The organism is Bacillus salacetis (genome assembly GCF_049177075.1).
In the GTDB taxonomy this organism is placed as follows: Bacteria; Bacillota; Bacilli; order Bacillales; family Bacillaceae_B; genus Rossellomorea; species Rossellomorea salacetis_A.
Genome location: NZ_CP185377.1, coordinates 583,170 through 595,215, shown reverse-complemented (window position 1 = coordinate 595,215; position 12,046 = coordinate 583,170). Strand labels below are relative to the sequence as shown.

At 42.6% G+C, this 12,046-nt stretch carries 12 protein-coding genes; 3 read left to right on the top strand and 9 right to left on the bottom strand.

Annotated features, from left to right (window positions below):
* Nucleotides 1–13 precede the first annotated feature (13 nt).
* Together pyrH and ACOJQI_RS03095 are read right to left on the bottom strand one after the other, a co-directional pair.
* A complete protein-coding gene (pyrH, locus tag ACOJQI_RS03100; protein WP_421383452.1) occupies nt 14–751 on the bottom strand; it encodes a UMP kinase in 738 nt (245 codons plus the stop codon).
* A 74-nt stretch (nt 752–825) separates the two neighbouring features.
* Nucleotides 826–1,275 (bottom strand): NUDIX domain-containing protein, encoded by a 450-nt coding sequence (locus ACOJQI_RS03095; RefSeq protein WP_421383450.1) that lies wholly within the window; start codon nt 1,273–1,275, stop codon nt 826–828.
* A gap of 325 nt (nt 1,276–1,600) precedes the next feature.
* Between ACOJQI_RS03095 and ACOJQI_RS03090 the strand changes: the two genes are divergently transcribed.
* A complete protein-coding gene (locus ACOJQI_RS03090) occupies nt 1,601–1,918 on the top strand; it encodes a hypothetical protein (protein WP_421383448.1) in 318 nt (105 codons plus the stop codon).
* Between the two features lie 87 nt (nt 1,919–2,005).
* Here ACOJQI_RS03090 and ACOJQI_RS03085 read toward each other — a convergent pair whose 3' ends face one another.
* Nucleotides 2,006–2,908, bottom strand: coding sequence for a helix-turn-helix domain-containing protein (locus ACOJQI_RS03085; RefSeq protein ID WP_421385378.1), 903 nt, complete (start codon nt 2,906–2,908; stop codon nt 2,006–2,008).
* Nucleotides 2,909–3,141: 233 nt separating this feature from the next.
* Here ACOJQI_RS03085 and ACOJQI_RS03080 point away from each other — a divergent pair, with 233 nt between their 5' ends.
* The gene (locus tag ACOJQI_RS03080) at nt 3,142–4,386 is read left to right on the top strand and encodes a DUF418 domain-containing protein (RefSeq protein ID WP_421383446.1); all 1,245 of its coding nucleotides are present in this window, start codon (nt 3,142–3,144) and stop codon (nt 4,384–4,386) included.
* 67 nt (nt 4,387–4,453) lie between these two features.
* On the opposite strand, the gene ACOJQI_RS03075 is transcribed toward ACOJQI_RS03080, so the two are convergent.
* The 5 genes from ACOJQI_RS03075 to ACOJQI_RS03055 form a co-directional block, all read right to left on the bottom strand.
* Complete coding sequence (locus ACOJQI_RS03075; protein ID WP_421383444.1) at nt 4,454–5,884, bottom strand: glycoside hydrolase family 1 protein; 1,431 nt, start codon at nt 5,882–5,884, stop codon at nt 4,454–4,456.
* A 68-nt stretch (nt 5,885–5,952) separates the two neighbouring features.
* Nucleotides 5,953–7,818 carry a beta-glucoside-specific PTS transporter subunit IIABC gene (locus ACOJQI_RS03070; RefSeq protein ID WP_421383442.1) on the bottom strand — a complete coding sequence of 622 codons (1,866 nt, stop codon included), beginning with the start codon at nt 7,816–7,818 and terminating at the stop codon, nt 5,953–5,955.
* A 142-nt stretch (nt 7,819–7,960) separates the two neighbouring features.
* Nucleotides 7,961–8,788 (bottom strand): BglG family transcription antiterminator LicT, encoded by an 828-nt coding sequence (licT, locus tag ACOJQI_RS03065; RefSeq protein ID WP_421383440.1) that lies wholly within the window; start codon nt 8,786–8,788, stop codon nt 7,961–7,963.
* A 195-nt stretch (nt 8,789–8,983) separates the two neighbouring features.
* Nucleotides 8,984–10,033 carry an acyl-CoA dehydrogenase family protein gene (locus ACOJQI_RS03060; protein WP_421383438.1) on the bottom strand — a complete coding sequence of 350 codons (1,050 nt, stop codon included), beginning with the start codon at nt 10,031–10,033 and terminating at the stop codon, nt 8,984–8,986.
* 85 nt (nt 10,034–10,118) lie between these two features.
* A complete protein-coding gene (locus ACOJQI_RS03055) occupies nt 10,119–10,658 on the bottom strand; it encodes a DUF402 domain-containing protein (RefSeq protein ID WP_421383436.1) in 540 nt (179 codons plus the stop codon).
* Nucleotides 10,659–10,745: 87 nt separating this feature from the next.
* Between ACOJQI_RS03055 and ACOJQI_RS03050 the strand changes: the two genes are divergently transcribed.
* Nucleotides 10,746–11,282, top strand: a complete 537-nt coding sequence (locus tag ACOJQI_RS03050; protein WP_421383434.1) for a site-2 protease family protein — start codon at nt 10,746–10,748, stop codon at nt 11,280–11,282.
* 98 nt (nt 11,283–11,380) lie between these two features.
* Here ACOJQI_RS03050 and ACOJQI_RS03045 read toward each other — a convergent pair whose 3' ends face one another.
* Entirely contained in the window at nt 11,381–11,863 is a 483-nt protein-coding gene (locus tag ACOJQI_RS03045; protein WP_421383432.1) for an STAS domain-containing protein, read from the bottom strand.
* Nucleotides 11,864–12,046: the final 183 nt, after the last annotated feature.

Sequence of the window (12,046 nt, the reverse complement as noted above, 5' to 3'; positions counted from 1 at the left end):
ACCTAATGCACGATCATTCCATAAGCAGTGTCTTTTCAGTACCAACAATCGTGCCTATTTGTTCTCCAGCAGAGATTTTAAGCATGACATCCTTTTCATTAAAATCAAAGATATGAACAGGCAGATTGAAGTCCCTTGCAAGCAATAAGGCAGACTGATCCATTACTTTAATATTATTTTGAACGATATCATTGTAGTTTAATTGTTTGTACATCCTTGCATTTTCATCTGTTTTTGGATCGGCTGTATAAACCCCATTCACCCCTTGTTTCGCGACAAAAAGAGCATCACAGTCCATTTCAATTGCCCGCTGTACACTCGGGTAATCGGTGGTCACAAAAGGCTGTCCGTTTCCTCCTCCAAAAATCACGATATACCCTTTATCTAAATGGTGGATGGCTTTCAATCGGATATAAGGCTCTGCCACAGAGGGAGCCGGTACAGAAGTCATGACCCGCACTTCTTTCTTCGTCTTTGCTTTTAATACCCCTCTCAACATCAGTCCATTTATAATGGTACCCAAGGTTCCGATATTATCTGCCTCTACCCTGTCTATTCCCCAGTTCGCTGCCAGATTCCCCCTGAATATATTTCCGCCGCCAACTACAACCGCTACTTCAATACCCTTGTCTGTTAAGGCGATGATCTCGTTCGTGATATGCTCCAGGTTATCAACTCCAAAACTATCACCTTCAGCACTTGCCAATGCACCGCCGCTTATCTTGATCAAAACCCTCTTGTACTTGCTCATCCTCTATTCCTCCCCATAATAAAAGAGCCAATGAACAACACGTTGACTCCTGCTAAGAATTAAATAAGTACTTTTTAAATATCAGAGTTTATCGAGCTGACCCACCATGCTTTTTCATTACCGGATAAGTAGTTTCTGATAAGATTTCGAATTGAAAAAGGCTGTAAATTCCGTTCATCAAGTTCGCTTACAGGACACCAGAAGAACTCCAGATGCGCTTCATTGGGAGTTGGGTTTTTTGCGTTCACATCAAAACCGTTCACTGAAAAAACCTGATTGATTTCATACTGCATCACTCCATTCTTACTCCATTGATGCTCAATCAACCCAAGAAAGTCACCTGCTTCAACATCCATATTCAACTCTTCTTTTATCTCTCTTGATAGTGCATCTTTTGCGCTCTCCCCGACTTCCACATGCCCTCCAGGTAAAAAAGTGTTTGGATATCCCTTTGCTTGAGCAAGCAGCACTTTATTATCCATAACAAAAATACCCCTTGCTAAATGATGAAATGGTTTTGACAAGGTAAACCCTCCAATTCAGTAAGTGAATTAATAAAACTGATGCTGCATACCACAATTTTATTTTCCTCAAAATTACATTACATACAAAACTTGTTAGAAATATAACCTTTGATATTTTAGCATATGTCTATATCTTTCAGTACATATTTTTCAGAAGGCTGGCTTAAATAAAATCCCAGAGACACTTCACCGCACTAACGCACGAAAAGGGACAGTCCCTCTTAGTGCGTTAGTGCGTTAAAGGACCTCTGTCCCCATCCCCCTTCTTCTGATATACTTCTAGAATACCTTTCAATACAAAAAAGAGTTTTTCGAGGTGTTCTCCATGATCAACGCAACCGGCTGGGTGACCTTTTCCTATACACCTAAAGCCGTTAAAAACTATGAACAAAAAGCCATCAAAACCATCAACGGCTACAGTAAGAACGGCAATACATTTCATGTTCAAAAAGTCTCGCCCCCATTCGACCGGGAAGGCGATATTGCCCTGCAGGTGAAGTGCAATTTCGATATCAATATAAAAGAGCGTTATGGATTCAGGGAAGGTACGGACTACATCCCTGTGGTAGGAGAGGAATTACAGGGGCTGCTTCCAATGGCGGGAGTGCCGATTACGCAGATTACCAATATTCATAGATTTTAAAATCTGGCCGTTCCCCCGCCCCCTGTCCGATTTCCCTCCACAAAAAAGAGGCCTTCCCCCAAAATTCGGGAAGGCCTCAAATCTATTTTAACTACCCTGAAAAAGCTTTGCATCGATAAAAGGCAGGATCGGACCGATTTCACTCAGCCCCTTTTTATTCAGAGCATCCACCGCCAGCTCATTCAAAAGCTTCTTTTGAATGAATGGAGCTACGGGCAGCAGTGACTGAATTCCCTTCTCTTCATAACTTATTTGGGCGCATTGAGCAAGCACCTCTTCACTCACCGAATGTGCCATCGCAGCCAAACTCCCCAAGCCGCTTCTTTCAAACTCTCGAACAGCTATTTCGTCAATGATTTCTTGACTGATAAAAGGCACTATTGGGGATAGCACTTTTGCACCCTCCAATTCAAATTGCTTCCTGGCACATTCATCGATCACTTCCTGGCTGATGAAAGGAGCGATCATAGCCAAATCAGAAAAGTCCTTCTCCTTTTTGGCTATGGCATCAACCACTTCCTGGCTGAGGTAAGGCGCTACAGATGCCAGTCCTGTTAAGCCATGCTGTTCAAACTCTTTCACCGCCAGCTCATCGATCAATTCCTGTCCGATGTAAGGCGCGATCAATGGCAGCTCCTTTGAAGACAAATTCTCCTTAAGGTTTTGATACACCATATCCGCCTGGTCCTGCGTCATGATCGGGGCAGCCTGCAGAAACTCTTCCTTATCAACCAGCTGTGACTTCATCTCTTCCTCATCTTCTACCAGCCCTTTAACCAATTGTGTCCCTTTGTCATTTGATAAAATTTCATCAATATTTATATCCAAGACCCTTGCCAGATCAGGCAGTTTCGAGATATCCGGCATCGTTTCTCCACGCTCCCAATTGCTCACCGCCTGAAAACTGACCCCCATCTGGTCCGCCAGTGCCATCTGGGTAATCTTCATTTCTTTCCTTAATTTCGCAATCTGCTTTCCTACTCTTTTCATGTCAAACAAACCCATCACCTCTTTTTTAAGTATAAATCAAGTGTAGAGGCTGAAAGCTGATTTTCCTATCAAGTGATGCTTGAGTTTTGTTGAAAGAAGGCTCAAGCAGCTGTTGAATGGGTAGGGGATGCGGGGCTGCCGTCTATGCAACTATAATAATTACATTTTTTTGCAATATCTCCCGCCCCCTGCATGTATAATGATTAAGACTATATATAAAAGGAGAAGTGTCTATGAAATCATCGCCGGTTTTGGGCAAGGATCGCATTGTGACGATCGATATTATCCGGGGCTTCGCATTGTTCGGGATTTTCCTTGTGAACATGCCTGCCTTCCATTCAGCTGAATTTTTAAGATCATTTAATGGAGTGGAAGCTGAACTGTCCGGAGCAGACTATTGGGTGGATTTATTTTTCGCCCTGTTCATTGATATGAAGTTTTTTACGATTTTCTCATTCTTATTCGGACTTGGCTTTTATATTTTCATGAGCCGCGCCGAGCAAAAAGGGCTAAACTACAAATCGCTATATCTTAGAAGAATTATAGGATTGTTGTTGTTCGGGGCAGCCCACCTGGTCCTCCTGTGGTTTGGGGACATCCTTCACACCTATGCTCTTACCGGCCTTCTTCTCTTATTCTTTTATAAAAGAAAAATCAAAACCATGCTTATATGGGCGTTCAGTCTGCTTGTCGTCATCAATGCGCTTTTCAGCCTCACTCTGCTCCTGCCTTCTGGGCTGCTGGAAGATATGGCTGGCACTCAAACAGCCGCTTTCAATGAACAATTTGATGAATATGTTGATGTCTACCAAACAGCAGGATACGGAGAATGGGTGTCTTACCGGCTTGGCGCTGAAGTCGTGCCGATTGTACTCAATACAATTCCAGCCATGATTCCTGTATTGGCGATGTTCCTGTTCGGGCTAGCGGCAGGAAAAGCCGGGATATTCAAACCCGACACACCGCACCTGGGCTTGATTCGCAAAATCCGTACAATCACGTTCCTAATCAGCATTCCGCTCGTCACGATCCTGGCTCTTTATAAACTGGAAATCCTTGACGCCGGAATTAAAAATTCAAGTGTAATACAGGTCTTCACCAGCTTGAGCGGTGTAACACTATGTTTCTTCTATATCTCCATGCTGACCCTGCTGCTGCGGAAGGACACTTGGCAAAAGCTGCTTCGTCCACTCGGATATGCCGGCCAGATGGCGTTGACCAACTATCTGTCACAGTCGATTATCTGTGTGGGAATCTTTGTCGGATTCAATCTATATGAGGAAGTCAGCCTGTTAACAGGCACCCTGCTCTGCTTTGTCATCTTTGCAGCGCAGATCATCTTCAGCTACTTCTGGTTAAAAGCTTTCCAGTTTGGGCCATTCGAGTGGCTATGGAGATCGTTTACCTATGGAAAGATTCAGTCTTTGAAAAAGAAAGAACCGCAAGCGGAACCGGCGGGGAATTCTGCGGCATTATAACGTATGGGGCCACTCCCCACAAGCATTTAAAAAGGGTGTGAGGGAATTTCCCTTACACCCATATTTATTACAATTTCTCACCATTACTGCTGATAACATCTTTATACCAGAAGAATGATTTCTTTCGGCTTCTTTCCATCGTACCGCTTCCATCATCATGTTTGTCTACATAGATAAAACCATAACGCTTTGAATATTCTCCTGATGAAGCACTTACTAAGTCGATGCAGCCCCATGATGTATATCCGATAAGATCCACACCATCTTCAACCGCTTCCCCCATTGCTTTGATATGATCACGCAGATAATCGATACGATAGTCGTCGTTGATGCTTCCATCTTCTTCAACCTTATCGTAGGCACCCAAACCATTTTCAACAACCATCAGCGGTTTTTGATAACGGTCGTATAGCTCATTCAGTGCTACACGAAGGCCGGTCGGATCGATTTCCCAGCCCCAGTCACTTGCTATAAGGAACGGATTCTTCACACCGCCGATCAGATTGCCTTCTCCAATCTCTTCTGGTGTTTTCTCCTTTTTCTCCGTTCTGGACATGTAGTAGCTGAACGAAATGAAGTCAACCGTTCCTTCTTTGATTATCTCCAAGTCTCCTTCTTCCATTTCAATCGTAATATCATTCTCTTTGAAATAACGATCGATGAAAGTCGGATATTCTCCGCGAACCTGTACATCGCCACAGAAGAAGTTAAAGATTCTTCCGTCTTCTAAAGCGTGCATAACGTTTTCAGGATTTGAATCGTAGGAATACGTCGGTGCGTAGATCAGCATATTGCCGATTTGAGACCCAGGGATGATCTGGTGTCCAAGTTTTACCGCAATCGCACTTGCAACAAATTGATGATGCAATCCTTGGAAGCTTTCCTGCAGGCGTGTTTCATCACTTGTTGCTGAGAATCCAAGCCCGAACAGCGGGAAGTGTGTCGCCCCATTGATTTCATTGAACGTGAGCCAATATTTCACTTTATCTTTATAGCGGTTGAACAATACAGTTACATAGCGCTCGAAAAACTCTACTAATTTACGATTCTTCCAGCCGCCATATTCTTTAATCAAGTGTAAAGGAGTTTCATAGTGAGCGATTGTTACCAACGGCTCGATTCCGTGCTTATGAAGTTCATCGAATACACGATCATAGAAAGCCAAGCCTTCCTCGTTCGGCTCAAGCTCGTCACCCTTAGGGAAAATCCGGCTCCAGGCGATGCTCATGCGGAACACTTTGAAGCCCATCTCTGCAAACAGAGCAATGTCTTCTTTATAACGATGATAGAAATCGATCGCCTCATGGTTTGGATAAGTATACTTTTCTGTATCCATTTCATAGTCAAAACCACTTGTTGCTAGAAGCTTCATCCGCACTTTTCCACCAGGTAATACATCTGCAAGATTTGGCCCCTTGCCCCCTTCATGAAATCCGCCTTCTATTTGATTCGCTGCTGTTGCGCCGCCCCATAAAAAGTTTTCTGGAAATTTCATCATAATTACCTCCTGTATTTTAGTAAAGAGTGTGATTCAACTTAGTAAAATCACACCCATTTTGCAAAACCTTAAGCTTCAAGCTCCAAAAGAACATCATCGTGTGTAACGGAAGGTTTATCCGTTTTGTTCACTTTTGCGAATGAAGTAGTGTTTGTGATGATAATAGGTGTCACTGTATCAAAGCCTTCTTTTTTAATGCCTTCAATATCCACTTCCAATAACGGCTGGCCGACTACAACACGGTCACCTTGCTCAATCAAAGCTTCAAAGTATTTGCCATCAAGCTGTACTGTATCGATTCCAACATGGATCAGGATTTCCACACCTTCCTCAGATGTGATACCAATTGCATGTTTTGTTCTGAAAAGTGTTGTTACAACACCATTCACCGGCGATACAACCTTTCCATCTACTGGCCTTACCGCAATTCCTTCTCCCATAACTTCAGAAGAGAACGTTGGATCACTTACATCAGCAAGTTTTATAACTTCCCCTTTAAGCGGGCTTACTAAAACAGCGTCAGTATCCACTTTAGTAGCAGCCACAGCTTCTTCAGCCGTTTCTTCAGGTGTTGTTTCACCCTGGTTTTCACTCGGGACATCTTCAAAACCTAGCAGGTATGAGATGATTGTCGCAGCGAAAAACGCAACTGCAAGCCCGATTAAAGCGTGTACAAAAGTTGGGCCAATAAATGATGTCACTCCTGGAAGACCAGCGCTTCCACCTAAGATATAAGCTGCAACTCCTGTAAGCGCGTAGTACAAGCCCCCAACAGCTGCACCTAATAAAGCGCCGACAAATGGTCTTTTAAGTCTGACGTTAACCCCATACATAGCAGGCTCTGTAATCCCCATTAATGCAGTAATAGAGACAGTCAATGAAAGAGATTTGAATTTTTTGTTGCGGGATTTCAAGAATACTGCAAATGCAGCACCCGCTTGCCCCATATTCGCCAAGAACATTGCCGGCATAATATAATCAATACCTTTTACGGTAAGATTATTGATCATGACAGGTACCAAAGCATAATGCATACCGGTCATAATGATTAGCGAGAAGGTACCCGCCAGTAAGACCATTGCAATAAATCCATAGTCTTCAAACAAGAAACCTAATCCGTCGGACAGATAGTCACCTAAAATAACCCCAAGCGGCCCAACTGTCATTAACGTGACAGGGACAACAAACAAAATAGTTAAAGTCGGTACAACAATCAGTTTCAATGAACTATGTGTGAATTTATCAACAAATCTTTCAACATAGGATGCAATCCAAATTGCCAAGATGATCGGGATAACGGTTGAAGAATAAACAGCCGCTATTACTGGTAACCCAATGAAACGAATAGGTTCTCCAGCATTAAATAAAGTCGTTAACGTCGGATGCAGAATCGCCGCTGCTATTGTGGCTGCAATATATGGATTGCTTCCAAACTTACGAGCCGCACTGACAGCTAACAGAATTGGCAAAAAGTAGAATGCTCCATCACCAATTGCATTTAAAATGATATATGTTTGTGAAGCTGCATCAAGCCAACCAAACGTCGATAGGATAGCCAGAATCCCTTTGATCATACCAGCTCCGGCGATAGCCGGAAGGATCGGAGTAAATACGCCGGATATTACATCAAAGATGGCACTAATGACGTTACCTCCGCCTGATCTTTCTCCATTGCTGCTATCTTCATTCAAGTTACTATTATTAATGATTGCTTTATAAACCTTCGGAACATCATTCCCAATGATAATCTGGAACTGCGAACCGCTTATATTCGTACCCATGACCCCATCTAAATTTTCCAACTCACTTCGTTTTACCTTCTGGTTATCACGAAGATTGAAGCGCAATCTCGTCATACAGTGAATAACACTTCGAACGTTATCCTCTCCGCCGACAAGTTCTAATATTTTCATACCTAACTCTTGATGGTTCATCACCATGCACCCCCTAGTATTTTCAATACATTTTGATAAAAGAAAAAACCTAAACTACGTGATGATCAGACATAAGTTGCCCGTCATTCCCGTAATTTAGGTTTTGCCTCGCAGAGTAACAATCCTAATATGGAATCGTTATTTACTTTTTGACTACTCTTTCAATATGAATCGTCAGGTAAAGAATCTCTTCTTCGGTTAACTCATATCGGTACTGCTTTTCCACAAACTTTTTGATCTTCAAAGAACATTGATAGGCTTCTGGATACTTATTGATAATGACGTTTAAGAGGTCATCTTTCCCATCCTTATAATGCTCTCCCTTGACCAGTCGGTGTGCAAAGAACTTTAGATGGGTAATAAACCGATGGTAATTCAAAGAGGTTTCATCAAATTCAATTTTGAAGCTGTACTTCACAATGGTTAAGATGTCTTGAATAACCTTCGTCATATCAACCGTGTTCGTCATGTCTTCATTGAGCTGGGCATTCACCAGATGCAGCGCGATGAAGCCCGCCTCATCTTCCGGTAAAAGGACACCGAAACGATCACATATTTTATCCAACGCTTCCAGTCCGATTTCGAATTCCTCTTTATAGAGGTTCTTCGTTTCCCAGAGCAGTCCATTCTTGATTGGAAGGTTATTATGAAAACGCTCAATCGCAAAATGGATATGATCCGTCAAAGAAATATAAATGCTGTCATTCAGCTTTTTCCCAAGCTTAAGTTTGGCGTAGTTAATGATTTCTTCAGACAGCTCCATATACTCCATAGGAATATCGGCAATCAAGGTCTTAAACTTCTTTGTAATATCCTGGTCTTCCAAAGTGAAGATCTTCTCTACCTTATCCTCATCGATGTCTTCTCCAACTCGTTTATTGAAGGCGATTCCCCGCCCCATAACGATAACTTCCTGCTTGTCCTTTAAGGAGACAATCACATTGTTGTTCAGTACCTTACTAATCTTCACTTCGTCCACCTCCGATAACAAAAAAGGCAAAACCTTCCCTTTTTTAATAAGGAATCGGTTTTGCCTGATTTAACAGTAACAATCCGTTCTGTATGCGCTTACTCATTATATTACATCATGTATTAGTTCTATGCAACCACTTTTTTATAAAGTTCAGAAAAGTAGTCTTAGGTAAATGGTTCCAACAACTGCACTTCACTGATACGGCCCAATCAAAGCATGCTGCGAAGCCGTCAGCAAGTCTCTCCATGCCCGGTTAAAAGGTGAATCCTGATCAGAAGCATACATTCCCAAGTACGGATACAAAGTAAAAGCAACTTCGCGGACTCCCTGTGCAATCTGGGCACAAACTACCCCCACTTCGTTATACTGCTCTTCAGTAGACTCTCCTTCTATATGGAGATTCCAGTTACCTTCAATCGTGTTATAAAATGTGCTTTCCAATGACTTTAACCGTGCTTCCTGTTCATCCAGCACGCTTTTCAGAACCTCCCTTTTAGGCGAATCCTCACTTAAAAGTTCCTGATAACGCAATGCTTCCTCCAATACACGACGCCCCAGCCCAAGAACTACTGCTGTAAAAGAAGCCTGTGCAAACGGCAGGAATGGATAGGTGTAGACTGGCGCATCCGCTACACCATTGGATTCAAAAACCGAAAATATCCTCTCCTCAGGAACAAACACATCCTTAACTTTAATCGTGTGGCTTCCGGTCGCCTTCAAACCGAACGCATTCCAATCCTTTACGATTTCCACTTGTTCCGGGGTAAAAGCAAAGGCCCTTATTTCCGGTTCTTCACCAGCTCCGGGAATCACCACAGTCGCAGTATAAGTGGTCGCAAACTCTGCACCTGAACAATACTTCCATTCACCGGTGACACGATATCCACCCTCACATCTCTCAGCTTTTCCTGTCGGAGCCCCGCTGCCCGCGATTACGTCATTGCCAGAATTGAAGACGTCATCCAGAACTTCTTCCTTCATATTCCCTGCAAAAAATCCGCCGCCCGAACCGATCGTCACGAGCCAGCCGAAGCTGCCATTGATCGATGAGGCCTCATCAAAAATCTGTACGCTTTCCGGAAGGGATACCATCCGGCCACCCAGGTTTTCCGGCACAAACAATTTGAACAGCTGTTTTTCATAGATAATATCGAGAAGTTCCTGTGGAAAACTTCCCTCCTGATCCATCAATTTTTCATAGGAACGAATCGTGTTTATTTGTTGATCTGTGAATTCTTTCATCTCGTACACCTCTTTATGCTGCTATATAAATAATGGTACGCTTTTCAAACTAAAAAAGACAGCCTGGCTACCCCGCCAAAACTGTCTAACTTAAATCTTTGGCTAACAGACCTTTATGCTGCTGAGATAACTTCATTAAGTCAAAATTCCCGCTTCTTATTAGATTTAACAGGTTCTTCTGCTCTGCCCAAGCCAAATCATATAAGTGCTTATCGATAATTCCAGCTGAAAAAGCCTCCTCCAGTTCATCCACATCTTTCTCAATGACTTCTCCGGATGGCAGTACAATGAGATCCAAATATAAATCGTGCATACAGGGTATTCCGTTTTCCACTGAGTTTTTAAAACAAATATCGATGTACCACTGCATGATATCCCCTTTCGCATCAAACATCGTTGTTACTGCATGATGCTGGCCCGTCGGAAACTGATGAAGCCACATATACCCATCGTCAACAATACAAACCTTCCGGCCACCATATCGAACTGTTAAAGGGTCCGTCACTTTCACTGTGTTTAAAAGAGTTATATATCCAGTAAATGATTTAGTATCCAGGTAAGTTTGGGCATACTTTCTGTCAATGACTCGTTTCCATCCGGAGCGGTTTCCGTATTTTCTTTTCATTATCCGTCTCTCCCCAAATAGACTCCATATTTATGATACAATTATACCAAATTCATCCAAATGGTATATTCGAAAGGAGCCTGATCATTGTTTCTGCTTAATGTCCTGATCGTCTACATACTCCTCGTCCCTCTAGCGGTCTTCATCCATGAGATGGGCCATGCCCTCGGAATCATTCTTTTCACAAAACACACCCATGCCAATCTATTCCTTGGCCCACCCAACAATGAGAAATGCAAACGTTTTGCGATGGGAAGAATCAACTTTCATTTCCGCTGGGCGACATTCGGATTCTGCTTTTCCGCAGATAAAGAAGGAAAAAGGACAACGGAAAAGCTTTCTGAAGCACAGGGAGCCATAATCGCAGCAGGCGGCCCCTTCCTTTCACTTGTCTTTGCTTTAATTGCTTTCTCCACCTCTCCTCTGTTTACCGGGGAATTATATGCACTCATGAGAGCCTTCACCATACTTAATTTAGCAACATTCCTATCAACTGCACTCCCGTATAAATACCCTTCCTGGAAAGCAAAACCATTAGCCGGCATGCCAACTGACGGATATAGAGTACGGGCGCTGGTACGGAAGATAAAACAGAAAAGGAAGGAACAGAGGAATGTTGGATGAAGATTAGTCATTTCTCGAATCAAATAACTAAAAGCCTGTTCCCCCGGTACGCTAAACTTTTAGTGTACCGGGGGAGCAGGCCCATTATCATGATCTTTTTATTCTTCTGCTTCTTTAAATTCCAACCCTTTTTTGCCCATCAAGTATTTAAGTCCATCTCTGAAGGTTGCATAGGTGATAAACTTGTTTGTATCAACGCCTGATACCACAATCTCATGAGCAAAATTAGGTGAGAAGCCTACAAAGATTGTCTCTACCCCCATCAGCTTTAAGCCTGACTGTATTTCAGTGATCTGATAAATCAGGTTTTGCAAGCCCAGGTCCTCTACCTCTAAGTGACTGATCCCAGTGAAATCAATGAGAACCGTGTCAGCTTTTTGTTTCTGTATACTAAACAAAACCCTGGTCTTGATATTATCCAAACGCTTCTCATTCAATGTCCCCATTAAAGGCACCAATATCGTATTAGGAATAATAGAAGGAATAATAGGAGTAGAAAGTTCATCAATCAACTTTTCACATTCTTGAACCCTTTCCTTAAGTTGAGCAATTTCCTCTTCTGGAGTCTGAAACTCACTCATCTATTTCCACCTCTTATAAAAATATTATACGGTCATTATACCACTCCACTGCTATTAGTGATAGAAAAGTACTACACTAAACCAGGTCAGCCACAGGGAGCCATGCCCTCTGGAAAACATTTTTTCAGCCTTTTTGTTAAAATAAAGATGATGAGAAGATAATCACTTACCATAAAATACCAC

Bases quoted from the DNA above. Each gene is read 5' to 3' on its own strand.
- ACOJQI_RS03090 (WP_421383448.1), top strand. From the start codon at position 1,601: ATGATCAACGCAACCGGCTGGGTGACCTTTTCCTATACACCTAAAGCC.
- ACOJQI_RS03045 (WP_421383432.1), bottom strand. From the start codon at position 11,863: ATGAGTGAGTTTCAGACTCCAGAAGAGGAAATTGCTCAACTTAAGGAA.
- pyrH (WP_421383452.1), bottom strand. From the start codon at position 751: ATGAGCAAGTACAAGAGGGTTTTGATCAAGATAAGCGGCGGTGCATTG.
- ACOJQI_RS03080 (WP_421383446.1), top strand. From the start codon at position 3,142: ATGAAATCATCGCCGGTTTTGGGCAAGGATCGCATTGTGACGATCGAT.
- ACOJQI_RS03085 (WP_421385378.1), bottom strand. From the start codon at position 2,908: ATGAAAAGAGTAGGAAAGCAGATTGCGAAATTAAGGAAAGAAATGAAG.
- ACOJQI_RS03075 (WP_421383444.1), bottom strand. From the start codon at position 5,884: ATGATGAAATTTCCAGAAAACTTTTTATGGGGCGGCGCAACAGCAGCG.
- ACOJQI_RS03060 (WP_421383438.1), bottom strand. From the start codon at position 10,033: ATGAAAGAATTCACAGATCAACAAATAAACACGATTCGTTCCTATGAA.
- ACOJQI_RS03055 (WP_421383436.1), bottom strand. From the start codon at position 10,658: ATGAAAAGAAAATACGGAAACCGCTCCGGATGGAAACGAGTCATTGAC.
- ACOJQI_RS03070 (WP_421383442.1), bottom strand. From the start codon at position 7,818: ATGAACCATCAAGAGTTAGGTATGAAAATATTAGAACTTGTCGGCGGA.